General features: G+C 73.6%; 14 protein-coding genes. 12 read left to right on the forward strand and 2 right to left on the reverse strand.

Translation table 11 applies throughout. From position 1 onward, the window contains the following. The first annotated feature begins 230 nt into the window (after positions 1-230). From K336_RS0105575 to K336_RS16895, 9 genes are read left to right on the forward strand one after another with little or no spacing between them, the layout of a single operon-like run. Complete coding sequence (locus K336_RS0105575) at positions 231-878, forward strand: SAF domain-containing protein (RefSeq protein ID WP_021798156.1); 648 nt, start codon at positions 231-233, stop codon at positions 876-878. Further along, positions 878-1,777: a hypothetical protein gene (locus tag K336_RS14740; protein WP_051245445.1), complete on the forward strand. Its 900-nt coding sequence runs from the start codon at positions 878-880 to the stop codon at positions 1,775-1,777. The genes K336_RS0105575 and K336_RS14740 overlap by 1 nt, the downstream gene beginning before the upstream one ends. Further along, entirely contained in the window at positions 1,774-3,405 is a 1,632-nt protein-coding gene (locus K336_RS14745; protein WP_081660615.1) for a CpaF family protein, read from the forward strand. Before K336_RS14740 ends, K336_RS14745 begins: the two co-directional genes overlap by 4 nt. Beyond that, on the forward strand, positions 3,402-4,277 hold the full coding sequence (locus K336_RS0105590) for a type II secretion system F family protein (RefSeq protein WP_028706500.1): 876 nt from the start codon (positions 3,402-3,404) through the stop codon (positions 4,275-4,277). Before K336_RS14745 ends, K336_RS0105590 begins: the two co-directional genes overlap by 4 nt. Beyond that, positions 4,267-5,175: a hypothetical protein gene (locus K336_RS0105595; protein ID WP_028706501.1), complete on the forward strand. Its 909-nt coding sequence runs from the start codon at positions 4,267-4,269 to the stop codon at positions 5,173-5,175. Before K336_RS0105590 ends, K336_RS0105595 begins: the two co-directional genes overlap by 11 nt. A gap of 47 nt (positions 5,176-5,222) precedes the next feature. Continuing rightward, the gene (locus K336_RS0105600) at positions 5,223-5,444 is read left to right on the forward strand and encodes a hypothetical protein (RefSeq protein ID WP_233418727.1); all 222 of its coding nucleotides are present in this window, start codon (positions 5,223-5,225) and stop codon (positions 5,442-5,444) included. Next, complete coding sequence (locus tag K336_RS0105605) at positions 5,441-5,881, forward strand: TadE family protein (RefSeq protein ID WP_081660616.1); 441 nt, start codon at positions 5,441-5,443, stop codon at positions 5,879-5,881. The genes K336_RS0105600 and K336_RS0105605 overlap by 4 nt, the downstream gene beginning before the upstream one ends. Before the next feature lie 40 nt (positions 5,882-5,921). Further along, positions 5,922-6,368 carry a TadE/TadG family type IV pilus assembly protein gene (locus tag K336_RS14750; RefSeq protein ID WP_043150367.1) on the forward strand — a complete coding sequence of 149 codons (447 nt, stop codon included), beginning with the start codon at positions 5,922-5,924 and terminating at the stop codon, positions 6,366-6,368. Then, positions 6,365-9,178, forward strand: coding sequence for a LysM peptidoglycan-binding domain-containing protein (locus K336_RS16895; protein ID WP_051245446.1), 2,814 nt, complete (start codon positions 6,365-6,367; stop codon positions 9,176-9,178). Before K336_RS14750 ends, K336_RS16895 begins: the two co-directional genes overlap by 4 nt. A 337-nt stretch (positions 9,179-9,515) precedes the next feature. Here K336_RS16895 and K336_RS0105620 read toward each other — a convergent pair whose 3' ends face one another. Further along, positions 9,516-11,744 carry a 6-phosphofructokinase gene (locus tag K336_RS0105620; protein ID WP_028706504.1) on the reverse strand — a complete coding sequence of 743 codons (2,229 nt, stop codon included), beginning with the start codon at positions 11,742-11,744 and terminating at the stop codon, positions 9,516-9,518. Between the two features lie 423 nt (positions 11,745-12,167). On the opposite strand from K336_RS0105620, the gene K336_RS17585 reads away from it, so the two are divergent. The 3 genes from K336_RS17585 (at position 12,168) to K336_RS18460 (ending at position 18,545) form a co-directional block, all read left to right on the forward strand. Further along, entirely contained in the window at positions 12,168-14,870 is a 2,703-nt protein-coding gene (locus tag K336_RS17585; RefSeq protein WP_028706505.1) for a DUF6531 domain-containing protein, read from the forward strand. Positions 14,871-14,946: 76 nt separating this feature from the next. Beyond that, complete coding sequence (locus tag K336_RS0105630) at positions 14,947-18,195, forward strand: RHS repeat-associated core domain-containing protein (RefSeq protein ID WP_233418728.1); 3,249 nt, start codon at positions 14,947-14,949, stop codon at positions 18,193-18,195. A 62-nt stretch (positions 18,196-18,257) separates the two neighbouring features. Further along, complete coding sequence (locus K336_RS18460; RefSeq protein WP_155945003.1) at positions 18,258-18,545, forward strand: DUF7668 domain-containing protein; 288 nt, start codon at positions 18,258-18,260, stop codon at positions 18,543-18,545. A gap of 27 nt (positions 18,546-18,572) precedes the next feature. On the opposite strand, the gene K336_RS14760 is transcribed toward K336_RS18460, so the two are convergent. Further along, a complete protein-coding gene (locus tag K336_RS14760; protein WP_211223456.1) occupies positions 18,573-19,295 on the reverse strand; it encodes a transposase family protein in 723 nt (240 codons plus the stop codon). Positions 19,296-19,443: the final 148 nt, after the last annotated feature.

A 19,443-nucleotide genomic window follows, 5' to 3' on the forward strand; every position in this document is an offset into this window, starting at 1 on the left:
GGACGACGATCCCTCCCATTGTCCCGGAGCCGGCCCCCGGGCGGCCCCGGGGACCGCCCGGTGAGCACCACCCGGGTCCGCCGGCCCGGCGGGCGGGACGCGGCCACCCGCGCGGGGCGACGGAGCGGGAAAGTTGTCCACATTTCCCGCGGGCTCTTGTGCTGCGGGGCGCGCAGCGGGTTGGGTACGGGTACGGAACCAATGACGGTCCCCGCGAAAGGCCCACCCCCATGGCTGCTCCAACGCATCAGATCCCCGCGTTCCTCCAGCGGACGGGGTCGCCCTCGCTGCGCGCCCGCAGGAGTCCGCGACTCATCCTCATCGGCCTGCTCTGCACCTGCCTCGGCGGGTTGGGCTGCGCCGTCGCCTGGCAGCGGACGACGCACGCCCACCAGGTGATCGTCGTCGCCCGCGCGCTGGCCCGGGGCGAGCAGGTCGGCGCCGGCGACCTCACCACGACGAGCATCGGCGCGGCGTCCGGCGTGTCCACCGTGGCGGCCGACCGCCTCGACGCCCTCGTCGGACGCACCGCGCTCGTCGACCTGCCGTCCGGGGCCCTCGTCACGGCCGACTCCATCGGCGACTCGGCGATCGCCCCGGGCACCTCGGTCATCGGCCTCCACCTGCCCGCGGGCCGCGTCCCGAGCACCCTCGTGCCGGGTGCGGACGTCGTGCTCGCCACGGCCCCCGCGCCCGACGACGACCCCGACGCCGAGTTGGCCAAGGAGCAGAGCCCTGGCATGGTCGTCAGCACGCCGGTCCAGGCCAGCGACGGCTCCTGGTCGCTCGACGTGCAGGTCCGGACCGATGTCGCGCTCCACCTGGCCGGGCTGGCCTCGGTGGGCCGTCTCGTCGTCGTCCAGACGGGAGGCGCGTGATGGCCCTCGTCATGCTGTGCTCGGCGACGGGGTCCCCGGGCGTCACGACCTCGGCGCTGGCCCTGGCGCTCGGCTGGCCGCGCGGCGTGCTGCTCGTCGACTGCGACCGCGACCCGGCCCAGGCGGTGCAGGCCGGCTGGCTGCGCGCGGCGCCCGTCGCCTCGCGGGGACTCGTCGACCTGGCGCAGGCGCACCGCGAGTTGCAGCCGATCGCCCCGCTGCTGTGGGGCCGCACCGTTCCCCTTCTCGACCCCGGGCCCGAGGGCGCGGACGCGGCGGAGCAGGCGCCTGTCCGGCGCTTCCTGCCCGGCTTCACCCACCCGGGCTCGGCCGTCGTCTTCGAGCCGGTCTGGGTCGAGCTGGCCGAGGCCCTCGCGGCGCTGTCGGGCAGCGGGGTCGACGTGATCGTCGACGCCGGGCGGATCGGCCGCGGCGGCCTGCCCCGCCCGCTGCTCGCCGCCGCGGACGCCGTGCTCGTCGTCGTGCGCAGCACCCTGCGCTCGCTGGCCGCCGTGCGCCTGCACCTGGACGACCTGCGCTCCTCGCTCGAGGAGGCCGCGTCGGGCGCGCAGCCGGGATTCCTCGTCGTCGGCCCCGGCATGCCGTACGGCGACGCCGAGATCACGGGGCAGCTGGGGCTGCCGGTCGTCGCCGACCTGGGCTGGCGGCCCGAGCAGGCGGCGGTGCTGAGCGACGGGGTCACGGCGCCGCGGCGCTTCGAGCAGCGCGGCCTGCTGCGCGGCGCCCGGGCCGCCGCGTCCGCGCTCGCCTCGTCGCTGGGCCCGGGCGGGGCTCCCCGGCCCGACGGCGCGGCGGGCGGGGAACGGGCGGACGGCGCCCCCGCGGCCGTGGTGCGCGGGGACGGCCGCGTCCCGGCGCCGATCGGGGGTGCCCGATGAACCCGTACGAGTCGAGGAGCCCCGGGCCTGCCGACCCTGCCGGGATCGGGTTGGGCCTGGCGTTCTCGGGCCTGCGCACCGCGCCCCCGCCGCCCGGCTGGGCGGCCCGGGCGCTGCGCGAACGCAAGCAGGCCGGCACGGGTACGACCGGGGGCTCCGCGGAGGACGGCCCCGCGGGCGCGCCGTCGACCGCGCCGGAGTGCCCCCGCCGGCCCGAGGCCGCGCCCTCGGCGCGTCTCGCGCCCGGGCCGGGCGCCGACGGCGCGGGTAGGGCCCGGCGCGGCACGGGCCCGGCGCAGGCCCTCGACGAGGACGCGGAGCCCGACTGGCAGGTCGTCATCGCCCTGCGCGCCACGGCGTCCGAGCTCATCACCGAGCGCCGGGAGCAGTGGGAGCTGGAGCACCGGCGCACGATGGCCCCCGAGGACCGCCGCCTCATGGGCCGCTCGATCATCGTCCGCACCGTGCACGAGCACGCCGACGAGCTGGCCCGCTCGGGCCGGGCGCTGTGGCCGCTGGCGCTCGAGCGGCGGTACGCGAAGGCGGTCGAGGACGCGATCTTCGGCTACGGGCGCATGCAGCCGGTCTTCGACATCCCCGACGCCGAGAACATCGAGATCCACGGCTTCGACACCGTCGTCGCCCAGTTCGGCGACGGGCGGCGCCGCGAGCTCGCACCGGTCGCCGACTCGGACGAGGAGCTCGTCGCGGCGGTGCGCTTCCTCGGCGAGAACGCGAACCCGCCCAGGCCCTTCGACGACGCCCATCCGACGATCACCGTGGCCGTCGGCGACCGCTTCCGCCTGCACGCCATCGGCTTCGGGCTGGCCGACAGGCCCTCGGTGATCATCCGCCAGCACCTGCTCACCGACGTGAGCCTGGGCCGGCTGGCCGCCGGCGGGCTGATGCCCCGCGAGGTCGCCGACCTGCTGCGCCGCGCGGTGCTGGCGCGCCTGTCGATCGTCATCTCGGGCGACCAGGGCGCCGGCAAGACGACACTGCTGCGGGCCCTCGTCGATGCGATCCCCGACACGGAGCGCTTCGGCACCCTCGAGACCGACTACGAGCTCCTCACCCATCTGCAGCCGCGGCGCCGCAACATGGTGGCCCTCCAGGCCACGGTCGGTCTCGGCGAGGTGATCGACGGGCGGCGCATCGGCGAGTACACGGTGGCCGATCTCATCCCCGAGGCGCTGCGGCAGAACCTCGCCCGGCTCGTCGTCGGCGAGGTGCGCGGCAACGAGGCGGGCGCGATGCTCCAGGCCATGCAGTCGGGGGCCGGCGCGCTCACCACGACGCACTCGCACTCGGCGGCCTCGACGATGGACCGGCTGGCCGCCCGGGTGGCGGCCGGCGGGGTGCTGCGCCTGGACGAGGCCTACCGGCAGATCGCCTACAACATCCATCTGCTCGTGCACGTCACCCTGCTCGACGACAGCTGGCGCGGCGGGCCCCGGCGCCGTTTCATCGGCGAGATCCGCTCGCTGACGGGCGCGGTCGAGGGCGAACGCCCCGTGACGCACCTGGTCTACCGGGCCGGGCGCGACGGCGAACCGGAGGTCTTCGACCCCGGCGAGGAGCTGCTCGCCGAGCTGGCGCCCTTCGCGGGCGAGGGGGCGCGGCCATGACCGCGCTCGTCGCCGCCAGCGCGACGCTGCTCCTCATCGGCGCGGTCTCGCTCGTCCTGGGGCTCGGGTCCGAGTCGGGCCGAGGGCCGGGCGCGGGCGTCCTCGCGGATCTGCGGGCCAGGGCCGTCTCGTGGTGGACGACGGCCCCGCGGGCGCGGCGGATCAGGCTCGCCGCGGCGGCCGCCGGCGGTCTCGCGGGCTTCGCCCTCACCCGCCAGCCGCTCGTCCTGATCGGCGTGCCGGCGCTCGTCCTCGTGCTCCCGGCCCTGCTGGCCGGCCCCGCCGACCGGGACCTCCTCGTCCTCGAGGCGCTCGACCGGTGGGTGCGGCTGCTCATCGGCTCGGTCTCCACGGGGAAGTCGACGGTCGACGCGATCCGCGCCACCAGGGCGCAGCTGCCCGTCGTCCTGCGGGGCCCGGTGAACGCGGTGATCGCCCGGCTCGACGCGCGCTGGACCCTGGACGCCTCGCTGCGCGCCATGGCCGACGAGCTCGCCAGCCCCGACGCCGACGCCGTCATCGCGGCGCTCATCGTCGCGACCCGCCGCGGCGGCACCGGATCGGCCGGCGCCCTGCGCGCCCTCGGCGAGCACACGCGCAGGCGGCTGGCCGCGCTGCGCGAGATCGGGACGGAGCGGGCCAAGCCGCGGATCGTCGTGCGCCAGGTCACGGTCATCACGCTCGCGGTGCTGGCCGGCGTGGCACTGGTGAGCCCCGGCTACATGGCCCCGTACGCCTCAGGGGCCGGGCAGCTCGTGGGGGCGCTGCTCCTGGCGGCCTACCTGGGCTCCCTCGTCATGCTGCGTACGGTGGCCCGCCCCCGGCGCCGCGAGCGCGTCCTCCAGACGGCGGGTGGTCGTCATGATCGTTGAGCCCCTCGTCATCGTCTCGTCCGCCGGGCTTCTCCTCGGGCTCGGTCTCTTCCTCGTGCTCCTCGGGGCGAGCCGGCGGGCCGTGCGGATGGGCGACGCCCTCGCCGTCCTCGACGGGCGCGACCCGCAGCAGGCGCCCGCCCAGGCCGATCTCGTGCACGACGCCGACAGCGCCCTGGAGCGGCTGGGCGCCGGGGCGTACACGCGCCTGCGCATCCCGCTCGGCGAGCGGACCACTCGGCTGCTGGGGCTGCACGACCGGTCGATCGGCGACTTCGTGGCCGAGAAGATCGTGCTGGCCCTCGCCGGACTGGGCGCCCCGGTGCTCGTCATGGCGCTCAGCGCCCTCATGGGCGCCCCGCTGCCGGCCCCGACGGGCGGGCTGTCGGTCGTGGCGGCCGCAGCCGGCTGGTGCTGGCCCGACGTGGCGCTGCGGCGCGGCGCCGAGCGGGCCCGCTTCGCGGCGGACGAGGCGCTGCTCACCCTGTTCGACCTCGTGCTGCTGGAGCGCATGTCGAACCGCTCGGGCGCGCAGGCCCTCGAGGCGGCCGCCGCGGTCTCGGACGCGCCGGTGTTCCGCCGGGTGCGCGGCGTCCTGGCGCAGGCGGGCCTGGAACAGCGCACCCCGTGGTCGGGGCTGCGGTCGCTGGCCGACGAGCTGAGGCTCCCGGCGCTGACCGACCTGGCCGACATCATGCAGCTCGATGACCAGGGCGCCTCGCTCACCGAGCCGCTCGCCGCCCGGGTCGAGGAGCTGCGCGACGCCCACCTGACCGCCGAGCGCGCCGCCGCCCAGGAGGTCAGCGAGCGGATGACCATCTGGATGGCGCTGCCGGTCATGGTCTTCGGCCTGGCCTTCATCGCCCCGCCCCTGCTCAGACTCGCCGGCCTGGCCTGAGGCCGGGCGCCGGATCCGTCCCACCCCACCCCATGAAGGAGACCGTCATGAACGACCGATTCCCCGCCCCCGTGCTCCCCGACCCCGTGGCGCGTCTCGGCGCGCTGCTCGTCGGCGTCCTCGTCGGGCCGGCCCCGCGCGCCCGCCGCGACGAGCGGGGCCTGTCGCAGTCCACCGAGAACGCCGTCCTGCTGGCCGGCGCGGTGGCCGTCGCGGGCGTCGTCGTGGCCGCCGTGCGCGCCTATGTCACGGCGCACATGCCGTCATGACCGCCGAGGCCCGCCGAACGGGCCCGCGTCGAGGGCTCCCGGGCCGTCGGGCCCGCGAGCGGAGCGGACGGAGCGGGAGCCACGGGCGCCGCGACGAGCGGGGCCTCAGCCAGTCGATCCAGTGGGCCGTGCTGGCCCCGGCGATCATGCTCGCCCTGCTCGGCGCCATCGACGCGGGCGTGTGGCTGCACGCCCGCAGCATCGTCCAACAGGCGGCGATGACCGCCGCCGAGACGCAGGCCCTCGCCGATGAGGGCCCCGGCAGGGCCGAGGAGGTCGTCCGCTCGATGACCGGCGAGCTGGCCGACGTGACGACCTCCGTCGACGCCGGGCCGACGCAGGTCACCGTGACGGTCCGGGCCCGGGTTCCGCTCGCCCTCGACCTCGGGCTGGCCCGGGTCGGCGCGAGCTCGACGCGGGCCAGGGAGCGCGGCTGAGGGCCGGGCGCGCCCGGCAGGAGCAGTGGCAGGAGGAGCGATGAGCGATCCACGAGCACGAACCCGCCACGGTGACGAGCGCGGCTCGGCGAGCCTGGAGCTCGTCATCGTCGTTCCCGCCGTCGTCGCGGTGATCGCCCTGCTCACCGCGGGGTGGCGGCTGTGGTCGGTGCGCTCGCAGGTGCGCGAGGCCGCCGCCGCGGGGGCTCGCGCCGCGACCCTCGCGCGCAGCGGCGCGGAGGCCGAGCAGGCCGCGTCGGCGGCGATCGACGCCGATCTCGAGACCGTGGGGAGCAGCTGCACCGGCCCGACGGTCGGCATCGACGTCTCGGCCTTCTCGGCCCCGCCCGGACAGGGCGGCGACGTCGGCGTGGACGTCACCTGCGAGGTGCCCTTCACGGATCTGCTCATCCCCATGCCCGGCGCGCTCACCGTGGAGGGGCACGCCGGTTCCCGACTCGACAGCTTCAGGGAGCGGCAACCATGAGAAGACTCCTCGCGCGGCTCGCGGCGAGCGCCGTCCTCGTCGCCCTCGTCCCGGGCGGCGCCTGGGCGCTCGTCCGCTGGGGACGACTCGACCTGCTCGGCCGGATCCCGTGGGCCCGACTGTTCACGCGGCCCGACGACGGCTCGCTCGTGCTCGTCGTCCTCACACTGCTCGGCTGGCTGGCCTGGTTGCTGCTGGTCGCCTCGCTCGTCTGCGAGACGATCGGGCTCCTCACCCGCGGCGCGGTGCGCCTCGATCTGCCCGGCGCCGGGCTGTTCGCGCCCTTGGCGGCGGTGCTCGTCGCCTCCATCGCCGGACTCGCCGCGACGCAGTCGCAGCCGGCTCCCGGGGTTCGGGCCGCCGACCAGGCGCCGCCCCGGGCCGCCCAGTCCGCGGCGCCCGCCCCCACCGAGCAGGCCGAGGCCGTGCCCGTGGCGGCGCCCGGGTCGGACGCCGTGCAGCACGCGGTGGCCGACGGGGACGACCTGTGGGGCCTGGCAGAGCGCTACTACGGCGCCGGCGAGGACTGGCGGCGCATCGCCGACGCGAACCGCAGCATCGTCCTCTCCCCGCTCGACCCGCTCCGGCCCGGCACCGTGCTCGAGATACCCGGGCCGGTCCGCGCCGGGGCCCCGGCCGCTGCGGACGACGGCTCCGACGGGGGCGCCCCGGCGCGCCCGCTCTCCCACCGCGTCGACGACCGGAACGCCGGCGAGGGCACGGTCGCCGTCGCGGTGGACGAGGGCGACAGCATGTGGTCCATCGCGCGTTCCGAGCTCGGCGACGGGGCCCGCTGGCCGCAGATCGCCGCGCTCAACGCGCAGGTGGCCGATCCCTCGCTCATCCGGCCGGGCGAGGTGCTCGCGGTGCCGGCCGGGCCCGGCGCCGCGACGGACCCGTCGGAGCGGGACGGGCACGAGGACCCGGACGGGCAGACCCGGCACGACGGGCAGCGGGCGGGCCCGGACCGCGCCGCCCCCCGGGCCGACGAGCCGGTCGGGAGCACCCCCGCTGGAGACGCCCCTGTCGAGGACGCGCCGGCCGAGGCGGGCGGGGCCCGGCCCCTGGCGGACGAGGAGGAGCTGTCCGAGCACCTGCGCCTGCTCGTCGGGCCGATCGGGGCGACGACGGCCGGGGTTCTCGTCGCGGCGCTGGCGGCCCGGCGCCGCTGGCAGCTCAACGCCCGGCCCGTCGGTCGTCGCAGCCCGTCGACCGGTGAGCGCGGAGCCCATGTGGGGGCGGCCCTGGCCGCCGTCGCGGCGGGCCCGGGGCGCGCCGGCGACCGGGACGACCCGGGCGTCCGGCGCAGTGGCGGCGAAGGCACCGGCCGTCGGCCCGGGCCGGACGCCCCCTCCGACAGCGGCGGCGGGGGCGACGGCGGCGCGCTGCCGGTACGGCTCGGTTCGTCCCCCGACGGCCCCGTCGACGTGGACCTGCTGGCGAGCGGCCTGCTCACCGTCGCGGCACGGCATCCCGAGCTCGCGGACGGTCTGCGGGCCTCGGTCGCCATCCAGCTGTCCGACGAGTCGGGCCCGCCCGTCCAGGTGCGCGTCGGCCCCGACTGCGCCTGGCTGGCCCGCCTGGACAGCCCGCGGATCGCCGTGTCACCGGACGGGGCACACCTGGCGCGGGAGCTGGAGCACCTCGTCGACAGGCGCTCGTCACTGCTGGGGCGCGGTGGCGCCGCCGAGTTGCGGGCCGACCCGCAGGTGGCCGAGGCCTGGGAGCCGATCGTCGTCCTGCTCGACGAGCCCTGCGGGATCGGCGCCGACGAGCTCGTCAGGGTCGGCGTCTGCGTCATCGCCCCGCCGGGGCCCGGCGAACCGGCCGGGCTCGAGCTCGCCGAGTGGCGGGCCCGGTTCGACGGCCGCGAGTTCAGCCCCGAGCTGGTCATGGCGCCCGCGCGCCGTGGCGTCGAGGAGCTCTTCGACGCCGCCGACAGCACCGAGTACACGGAGACCTGGTGGTGGACGAACGACCCCGACCTCCCCGATGACATCGTGCCCCTGCGCCGGGGCACCGCATCCGCGCCCAGTCAGGAGACCGCCGTGCCGCCCGCACCCCTCACCGACACCGTTCCACCGGCCCCGTTCCTGCGGCTGCTCGGCCCCGTCGAGCTGCTGGGCGCGCGGGGGCCGCGCCCGGCGCGGGCCGTGCGCCAGTGCCAGGAGTACTGCGCCTGGATCCTCGAGAACCCGGCCGGCACCGCCGCCAGGATGACCCGCGAGCTCCTCGTGGCCGACACGACCCGTCGCTCGAACCTGTCCCGTCTGCGCGCCTGGCTCGGCGCGGACGAGGACGGCGAGCCCTACCTGCCCGATGCCTACAGCGGACGCATCACGCTGCACCCGCAGGTGAGCTCGGACTGGGAGCAACTGCGCCTGCTCATCACGCCGGGCGTCAACCGGGTCGGCGACGACGTGCTCGAGCGGGCCCTGACGATGGTGCGGGGCGCGCCGCTCGCCGACGCCGCGCCAGGCGAGTGGGCCTGGGCCGAGCGGATGCGCTCGGACATGATCTCGACGATCCGCGACATCGGCGTCGAGCTGGGCGAGCGTCTGCTGGCTCGCGGCGAGTTCGACGGCGCCCGTCGGGCGGTGGGCACCGCCCTGGCCGCCGCGCCCGACGACGAGCACCTTCTGAGGACGCTGCTGCGCGCCGAGCACCTGGCCGGGGACCGGCCCGAGGCCGAGCGGCTCGTCCTCCAGGTCACGAGGGCGGCCAGGGCCACGGGTATCGACCTCCAGGAGGAGACGATCACCCTGCTGCAGGAGGTGATGGAGGGCCGTCAGCGTGCACGTCTCGCCTAGTCAAACCTCATGAAGAGGGAACACCCGGGTCGACCCGACGGCCTCGTCCCGGTCCCGCGGACGGTCCCCGAGTGCGTCCGGAGCGGTGACATGGATGTCAGACCGCGCCCACCCATGCGGGCGGTCCTCGGGCACCGCGCGGTCGCGCCTCCTCACAAGGGTGGGATGTCGACGGCGGAGAGGCCCTCGGGCACCGCACGGGCCGCATCCCGCCCGCGCGAGGCCCCGATGCGGGCCCCACAACCTGCCCGGAGCGCGGTGGATCATCGACCGGGCCGTGCTCGCACGAACGACTCCACCGCCGAGGAGCCGCCGGTCGGTCCGCGCCGGGCCGCGCTCACGAGGACGGCTCCCTGCCCACCGCCGCAACGACCGGACGGAGCTCCATCCACCACTGCGTGCGGGGGCGGCGCTTCACGCTGTTGACGTACTCGGTCATGTGCGCCAGCGGGTGGTCCTCGATCCGGCCGCCGCGCAGGCCGAGGTAGCGGGCCGTCGGCTCGTCGGCGCCGAGCTCGCGGGCCAGCACGTCGAGGGCCGCCGCGGCCATCCGCGTGGCGAGCAGCCGGTCGGCGGGGCTCGGCTCGCCGCCCTGCTGCACGTGCCCGATGATGTTCGTCCGCACGTCGTACAGGCCGTGGCTCTCGCCCTCGAACAGGCGCCCCAGGAAGTCGGTCGTGTACGACTCGGAGGCCCTCTCGGAGCGCACCGCGAGGAACAGGCGGCGCCCCCGGCCGAAGGAGTCGCGCAGCCAGCGCACGTCCTGGTTGAGCTGGTCGAGGCCGATGCCGTCCTCGTCGAGGTAGATGCGCTCGGCCCCGCCGGCCAGGCCGCCCATGAGCGCGAGGTAGCCGCAGTGGCGGCCCATCGTCTCGACGACGAAGCAGCGCGTCGTGGCCGCCGCCGACTGCTTGATGCGGTCGATGTCGTCGACGATCTCGTTGAGGGCGGAGTCGGCGCCGATGGCCTCGTCGCTGCCGGGCAGGTTGTTGTCGATGGTCGCCGGCACGCAGACGATCGGGATGCGGAAGGCCGGGTAGCGGTCGGCCTCGCCCTGCATGAGGTGGGCCGCCTGATAGGCGTTCCAGCCGCCGATCACCATGAGGGCGTCCACCCGGTGGTCCTCCAGCGCCCGGCTGATCGCGTAGAACTGCTCGACGCCCGGCACGTCGCGGCGCAGACCGAGCTCCGCGCCGCCGGCGCCGGTCCAGCCCTCGACGTCCTCCCAGCCGAGCTCGTCGACCGCGCCGCGCAGCAGCCCGGTGAAGCCGTTGCGCACGCCCAGCATGGTGTGGCCCCGGGCGATGCCCAGACGCACCGCGGCTCGGGCCGCCGTGTTCATGCCCGGGGCCAGGCCACCGGCGTGCAGGATCGCCACGCGCGGGGAGTCCTCCTTCGTCGTGACCCGGTTCGGGTGGGTGAGCTCGGTGAAGATCCGCGCCATGTCGGTGAAGTCCTCGTTGCGCAGGCCCATCGCGGCGTCGTAGTCGCCGGCCGCGATGAGCTCGGGCACCCGTCGGGTCCTCGCGACCGCCTCGGCCAGAGGCAGACGCACGATCTCCGAGCCTCGGATGCCCAGGACGACGCCCTCGGTGGCGGGGCCCGCGGTGAGCGCCTCGAGGGCCGCCGAGTAGCCGAGCCAGGTGCTGGCCCAGCGGTCGTAGGCGCTCGGCTTGCCGCCGCGCTGCACGTGGCCGAGGTTCGTCAGGCGGGCGTCCTCGCCGTTGATGCGGCTGATCGTCGCGCGCACGTACTCGCTGGTGATCGGTTCGCCCGTGCGGTCCTGCGCCCCCTCGGCGACGACGACGATCGACTCGCGCCGGCCCGCGGCCCGGCCGCGGCGCAGCTCGGCGCACATCTGCTCCTCCCAGCCGTCGTCCGGCGGCAGCTCGGGGATGAGCACGTAGTCGGCACCGCCGGCGATGGCGCTCATGAGCGCCAGGTAGCCGCAGTGGCGGCCCATGACCTCGACGACGAAGCAGCGCTGGTGGCTGGCGGCGGTGGCGGTGATGGCGTCGACCGCGTCGACGATGCGGTGCAGGGCGGAGTCGGCTCCGATCGTCATGTCGGTGCCGACGAGGTCGTTGTCGATCGAGCCGACCAGGCCGGCGATCATGAGGGCCGGGTGGGCGGCGGCCATCTCGGGGCTGATGAGCCCCGCACCGGCCAGCTCGTCCATGAGCCCGGGCCATTCGGCGCGGAAGGCGTCCAGGCCGGTCAGCGAGCCGTCACCGCCGATCACGACGAGGCGGTCGATCCCGCGTTCCACCAGGTTCTTCGCGGCTTTGAGACGGCCCTGCCGGGTGCGGAACTCCTTCGAGCGGAAGGTGCCGATGGACGTGCCGCCCCGGCCCAGGATGTTCCCGGCATCCCCCCACGTGAAGCGCCGGATCGCGTCGCCCCCGTCGACGAGGCCCTGGTAGCCCTCGTAGACGGCGAAGACCTCGGCGCCCCGGCTCATCGCGGTGCGCGCGACACCGCGGACGGCGGCGTTCATGCCCTGCGCATCACCGCCGGAGGTGAGCACGGCGAGGCGGGCTGGGCTGACGGCTGCGGTGTCGGTCATGGCTCAATTCTCACCCGCGGTCGGGACGGCGATCCGGGCGCAGGGGCGGTTTCCGCCGGTTTCATCCCGCACAGCGACCCGTCGGGGTCCTTGGGGCTGGGCATCCGCTGAGAAGCGGCCGGGCCGAACCGGGTCGGGCGCTCCGCGGAGCGTGGCGCGCATCCTTCACGGCGTGCACCACGCGCATGACCTCGTGCTCCCGCTGAAACCTTGTCGCAGCCGGGCGGTTCGTCCCGGCACGCTGTGTTCCTCGCGCCTGTGGGGCTTCGGGTCCCCAGCCCCCTGAGGGGGTTCCCTGGTTCCTTCCCCACGCGGGCCGGGCGTCTGTGGCGCCGTGTCGGCGCCCTGGTTTAGCGTCGGTGGGGTGTGGCCGCCCGCCCCCCGGTGTTGGCCCGTCTGTACCTGTGTGGGAAGGATCGTGTCGTGGCCGAGTACTCGGGCAAGCTGGGAGCCTATGACGAGCCGGTGGCGTTCGACGACGCGGCGGCCGACACCCTGAAGTCGGCGGCGGCGGTCCTGTCGGGCACCCTGACGGGGCAGGCCGCCTCGAGAACGTCGTGGGCGTCGACGGCGTCGACCGACTTCGAGGGCCACTACGCGGACGTGTTCGACACGAACGCGAAAACAGCCTCGACGGACTGCACGAACATCGCGTCGGCGTTGGATGATCTCGCAGCCGAGGTGCAGGCGTTGAAGGAGGCCGCCCAGGCCGAGCGTGAGCGGAGGAGGCAGGCGAAGGAGTGGGCCGACCGGCAGGACCGGGAGAACATTGTCAAGAAGGGCTGGGACTGGGTGTCCAACGGCGACAAGCCCCCCGCAGGACCCGCCCAGGTGCCACTCCCGCAGCCCCACGAGGTCACGACCACACCCTGGTCCGAACCCGCCCCGGGGGCCGCCGGGGCCACGAGCTCGGCCCGGCCCGACGACCTGCGCACGTACTCGACGAACGTGACCGGCGCCAATGACACGGTCACGACGCAGAAGGGCACCCTCGACGGCGCCATCGCCGACTTCCAGGCGAGGTGCTCGTGGTGCAGCATCGACACGTCGGGGATCACGACCGCCCTGACCACCTTCGAATCGAACAACACGAACGAGACCCGCTGGGTCGACACGGTCGCGGCCGCGTTCGAGGCCGCCGGCGCCTCCGGGGCCATCTCGGCGGTCTCGGACGCGGCCATCGACGCCTCCTTGCAGGCCGCGGGCGTGACCCAGTCCCGCCAGCCGGTCGACGTGACCGCCCCCACCATCCGGGGCGACCCGCAGACCTCCGGTTACGCGGACGACCCGGTCAACACGACCACCGGGAACTTCATCGAACCCGAGACCGACCTCGCCTTCAGCGGCGGGTGCGCGTCGTTGGGGTTCGACCGCGTGTACAATTCCCTGTCGGCCGGTATCGGGGCGTTCGGGCCCGGCTGGGCCTCCACCGCCGACCAACGACTGCTCATCGACGAGGACGGCGCAGTGTGGGTGCAGCCCTCCGGCCGCCACATCACCTTCAGCCGCCTCGCCGGCGGCTGGGACCGGGCCGTCGGCGACACCTACTGGCTCCACACCACCACCACCGACACCACCGGCCCCACCCCCGGCGACGCCCCCACCACCGGCGCCGCTGGTGGTGCCGGGGTGTTCGTGGTGTCGGACAATGCCGGTGGCCGGTGGTGTTTTGATCGGGCCGGCAGGCCCGTCTCGGTCAGCCGGGGCCCAGGCACCAGGGTGGATTATCGGTGGGACGGGGACCGGCTGGTCGGCCTGGCGCATGAGCGGGGCCGGGCCGTCACCATCGAATGGAACGACCACCACACGCGGATCACCGCCCTGACCGCCAACGACGGCCGCCGCGTCGACTACACCTACGACCCGGCCGGCAGACTCACGGAAGCCGCTTCTGCCGGCGGGGCCCGCCGCTACGGGTGGAACGAACAGGGCCTCATCGCCACTGTCACGGACCCGGATGGTGTGGTCGAGGCCGCCAACACCTACAACGGCCGCGGGCAGGTGACATCGCAGCGGTCCCGGTTCGGCCGCCTCTCCCACTACACCTACCTGCCCGGCGGTGTGACACAGGTCGCCGACGAGGACGGGGGCCGGGCGAACACCTGGATCCACGACCAGACCGGCCGCCTGGTGGGGATGGTGGACGCGGACGGGAACCGCCAGTCCATCGGCTGGGACCAGTGGGGCAACCGGGTCCAGGTCACCGGCCGCGACGGCCGGACCACCGTCTGCCGGTACGACGCGCGGGGCCGGCTGGTCACACGCCAGGAGGCGTCCGGCGCCCGGTCTGATTACGAATGGGACGCGGCCGACCGGGTCGTGCGGGTCACCGTCACCGACACCACCAGCAGCGCCGACGCCGACGGCAGCAATGGGAACACCAGCGGCCGGGCGGGGTCTGCGGTCGCTACCGGCGGTGAGAGCCAGAGCGGGCGGGCGGTCACTTCGTACGGGTATGCGGGTGAGGATCGGGATCCGTCGACGGTGACGGATCCGGAGGGCGGGGTGTCCCGCCTGGTCTGGGACCGGAACCTGCTCGTCGAGGTGACTGACCCGGCCGGGGTGCGGGTGCGGTTGGGTTATGACGGGCACGGGGATCTGGTGTCGGCCATGAACGCGGTCGGGGACACGGCGCGTCTGGTCCGTGACGGGGCGGGGCGTGTGGTCGCGGCGGTCACCCCGCTGGGACACCGCACCGAGTACCGCTACCGCTACGACCGGGCCGGCTGGCTCGCCTCCCGCAGAGACCCGGACGGGGCGCTCTGGCGGTATGAGCACACGACCGGCGGCAGACTGTCCGCGGTGGTGGACCCGGACGGCGGGCGCACCGTCACCGAGTACGGGCCCGGCGGGGTCGAGGAGGCCACGACCGATCCGCTGGGGCGGGCCGTCGTCATGGGTTACGACGATCTGGGGAACACCACTCAAGCCATCCTTCCTGATGGGAGCCGGTGGGGGTTCGGCTATGACGGGCTGGGCCGGCTGTGCCAGGTGAGGGATGCCGCCGGGGGGCAGGGCCGAGTTGTCGTACGACGCGTGCGGGAATCTGACGGGCACTGTGGACCCGACCGGCGTGGTCCAGGAGTTCAGGTACGGTCCGGCAGGTCTGCCGACGGCCGCTTCTGATGCTGACTCACGGATCGGCGCGGGGTGGGACCGGCTGGGCCGGTTGACGAGCCGGACCGGCAGTGACGGTTCGCAGGTGTCTGCGCGCCATGACCGGTGCGGGCGTGTTGTTGAGAGCGTCGACGCGGCCGGCGGGGTCACGCGTGTCGAGCGTGACGCGGCGGGCAGGCCGGTGCGCATCACCCAGCCCGGTGGCGCGTCGTTCGGCTATGAGTACGACGCGTGCGGGCGCTGGTCGGCGACGGTCAGTACGGGCGGGCGCCGGTACGAGGTCGACCATGACGGCGACGGGCGGATCGTCGCGGAGACCTGGCCCACCGGCGAGCGTGTCACGTCACGGTTCGACGCGTGCGGGCGGATCATCGAGCGGGTCGAGCCGGGCCGGGGCCGGACCCGGTTCGGCTACGACCGGGCCGGGCGGATCAGCTGGGTGCGGGACACGTGGAACGGGCACCGGCGTTTCGGCTACGACAAGGCCGGGCAGCTCGTGACGGTGACGAACGCCCTCGGCGGGGTCACCCGGTACGACTACGACGAGTCCGGGCGTCGGGTCGGGCTGACCGACCCGATGGGCGGACGGGTCGTGTGCGCCTGCGACCCGATGGGCAGGCCGCTCAGCATGACCGGGCCGGACGGGCGGACCACCCGGTACACGTGGGACGCGGCGGGCCGGCCCACGGCCCGGGTGGACGCGGACGGGCGGCGACTCGAGTTCACCTATGACGCGTCGGGCCGGTTGAGCAGCGCTCTCGCGGACGGGGCACCGCTGGTGTCCCGGATGCTGGACTTCGGGGCCCGTACCCTCACCCTGACGGGTCGGGGCGGGCACACGGATGCGCTGGTGTGGGACGGGCTGGGCCGGCTGGTCGAGCGGCGCCACGACGGGCGGACGGTGCGCTGGAGCTACAACGCCGACGGGCTGCGCACCTCGATGACGCACCCGGACGGCTCGGTCACCCGCTACGAGTACGACACCGACGAGCGGGTCAGCGCGGTGGAGCATCCCGGCCTCGGGCGGGCCACCATCGGCCGCGACGAGATCGGCCGCATCACCGCCCTGGACGCCGACGGGCTCCACGCACGCTGGGCGTGGGACAACGGCGGGATGGTGGCCCATGAGGTGAACCGGCGCGGGTTCGTCCAGTCCACCCGTCTCGAGCGCGACCGGGACGGGCGTATCAGGGCGCAGACCGTGGACGGCATCCGCACCGAGTACACGTACGACGCGGCCGGCCAGCTCGTCGCGTCCCGTGACAGTGAGGGATTCACCGGCGCGTGGCGGTGGGACGCGAACGGGCGTCTGACCCGTCACGAGTTCGACGGCCGGGCCACCGAGTACGCCTACGACCCGGCGGGTCGGCTGCGCGCCAGCCGTGACCGGCACGGCGAGACCGTCTACGACTATGACGGCGGAGGACGTCGGGTCCGTGAGGCCGGGCCCGACGGGGAGCGCCTGTTCGGCTGGGACGGCCTCGGCAGGCTGGAGTCTGTCACCGAGGTCGTCCATGACGGGGACCGGGTCCGGGCCCGGACCCGTCGCCTCGACATGGACCCGCTCGGCGAGCTCGCCGCGGTCGATGACCTGCCCGTGTGGTGGGACACCGCCGCCGGCGGCGGCGCCATGGCCGGCCTCGGGGACGTCCCGGTCATCGACGTGGCGGGCGCCGGCGTGGGCCTCGGCGGCCCCGAGCCCGGCTGGTTGACCGGCGCCCGAGGTGTCCGGGACGGGCGGCCCGTCGATCCCTGGCAGGGGCCCGAGCCTGCCGGTCCCGGCCCGCAGGCGGGCGGCTGGTTGCCCGACGGGGTCGACATGACCGCCACGGGCGGGCTCACCGTCGCCGGGATGGAATGGATGGGCGCGCGGGTCTACGACCCGGCCACGGCCGGTTTCCTGTCCCCCGACCCGCTCCCGCCGGTACTCGGGGCCGGCTGGGCCGCGAACCCGTACTCCTACGCCGGCAACGACCCGGTCAACCTGTCCGACCCGACCGGCCTGCACCCCCTCACCGACGCCGACATGAACGCCTGGCGCGACGCCCACAAGACCGGCCTGGCAGCCGCCGGGGACTGGGTCAGCGACAACTGGGAGTACATCGCCGCCGGCGCCGCGGTCGCGGCCGGGATCGCGCTCATGTGCACCGGCGTCGGCGCCGGGGCCGGGCTCGGGCTCATGGCCGCGTCCGGGGCCCTCGTCTCGGGCGGGGTCAGCATCGTCACCCAGAAGGCCTCCAACGGGGCCGTCGACTGGGGTCGGGTCGGCATCGACACCGCGATCGGCGCCGTGTCGGGCCTGGCCGGCGGCGGCGCCTACGCCGGGGTCAGGGCGGCCACCGAGTCCATGACCTCGTGCCTGGGCCGCAACATCCTGGCCGGCGCCGCGTCCGGGGCCGCGGACGGCGGCCTGTCCGGGGGCCTGACCTATCTGACCGGCCCCGGCCCCCACACTGCGGGTGGTCTTGCGCAGGCTGCTGGTGGCGGGGCCCTGGGCGGCGGGGGTCTGGGCGCCGCGGGCGGGGCCCTCTCGAAGGTCTCCGGGGTCACCGAGATCGGCTGTTTCCGCGCCGGCACCCAGGTCCTCATGGCCGACGGCACCGCCAAGAACATCGAGGACGTCACCGAGGGCGACCAGGTCGCCTCCGTCGACCCCGACACCGGACAGGACACCACCAGCCGCGTCGAACGCACCTTCACCCACGACAACGTCGCGACCCTGCGCGTGTCCACCACCGCCGGTGACCTCGTCACCACCACCAACCACCCCCTCTACGTCGAGGACAGGGGCTTCACCCCCGCCGGCCGACTCCACCAGGGCGACCGGCTCCGAGGACCCGACGGCACCACCACCGAAGTCACCACCCTCCAATCCACCGGCACGACCGAGACCGTCCACAACCTCGGCGTCGCAGGCACCCACAACTACTACGTCCGCACCGGAAACCACTGGACCCTCGCCCACAACAACGAATGCACCCCAACCTACAATGATCTAAGATCAGCTGGAGCTAAAGATGCCCACCACATAATTCAGGATGCAGCCGTGCGAGACCTTCCTGGATACAGCCGTGGAGATGCTCCTGCAGTACAGCTCGAAGGACCATCCACAGAAATCGGGAGTCCTCATTACAAAGCGACTCAAGTGCAACGCCAGCCCGGTGGTGGCACTTACGGAGATGAACGGAGGATCGCCGAGGAAGCTTTGAGATCGGCAGGTATGTCTGACGATGAAATCGCATCAAATATTTCGCGCGCCGATTCTTATTTCATGAACAATTTAGGAGTGACAATGGATACACCGACAAGAATCCCTGGGAACAGGCCTCGATAATGCGAGCCGAAAATCTTCCATCGAGTCTCGTCTCGTCAATTCAGAGAATAATTGATCTCATCGTGGAGCGCAACTGGGCAGAACTGAGCAAGGACGCCCCCAACAGTCGCGTGCAATGGGCTGACATGGAACGGGAATTGAACTCTTATGGTGAGGACTATGCAACACTTCCCGATGATTTCATCGAAAAAACCCATTTCGGGCGTCTCACGTCTGGGGGGTACTGGATTGACTGCCCCTTGTGGGTAGTAGGCCACAAAACGTCTGATCTTGAGGTGCAGATGGAAGCATTCCAAAAGGATTCAGATGCCAAATGGGATATTCAAATCGACGACATTAGAGTTCCTTGAGGCTTATTCATAGGGTGTAGGTGAATATTATTCCGAGTGTTGCTGTGATGGTGTCCGGGAAGGTGTTGATGGGTCGTCGGTGACGGGTCTTGAGGGCGTGCCAGTTTTTGAGGTGAGCGATGGTCTGTTCGATTCGTCTTCTGATTTTCCGGTGGCTCTGTTGCAGATCTTGTTCGCTTCGGTCTGGGGTGGGCCTGCTGGTTTCTTGGTGGGGGTGATCAGGTCCAGGCCGGTGTAGCCCTTGTCCGCGATGTGTCGGGGATGAGGGGATCGGTCCGGGTCGTCGTCTTCGATGTCGAGGAGGCCGGACTCGGTGAGGGCCCGGGCGTCGTGGATGCGGCCGGGCACCGGGTCGCTGGCCCAGGCCAGGCGTCCGCCCAGGGTGCAGGCCACTTGAAGGTTGACTCCGGTGGTGTGGTGCTTGCCCGAGTAGAGCTCTGGCTTGTCACGCCAGGCCCAGCAGGGTGCCGGGGTGCCGTCGATGATCAACTGGGTGTCGGGGTCGAGGTCGTCTGTGGTGGGGATGTTGTCGGCCAGGGTGTCGGCGACAAGGGGTGTCCAGGCGGTCAGGACCCGCGAGACGGTGGGTTGGGAGATGTCGAACAGTTCGGCGAGGAGTTGTTGTTCGAGGTTGTGGCGCAGGCTGGCCGGGACGAGCCGGATGCTCTGGTAGAGGCCGAGCTGGCGGGATCCGGCCGCCGGCAGGTCGCCATTGACCGCCGTGTGGATTCTCCGGCACAGGTCGTGCATCTGGGTTCGGGTCAGTCGTGTGATAGCATCAGGCTCGCGGCCTGCCCTCTGGTTGTTTCTTTTCACACACTGACCATCTCAGGGCAGGCCGCCTTCTCATCTTCTGCGACACGCCCCACGCGAGATCATCGACGACAACCCGAACCAG

Source organism: Propionibacterium acidifaciens DSM 21887 (assembly GCF_000426605.1).
Lineage (GTDB): Bacteria > Actinomycetota > Actinomycetes > Propionibacteriales > Propionibacteriaceae > Propionibacterium > Propionibacterium acidifaciens.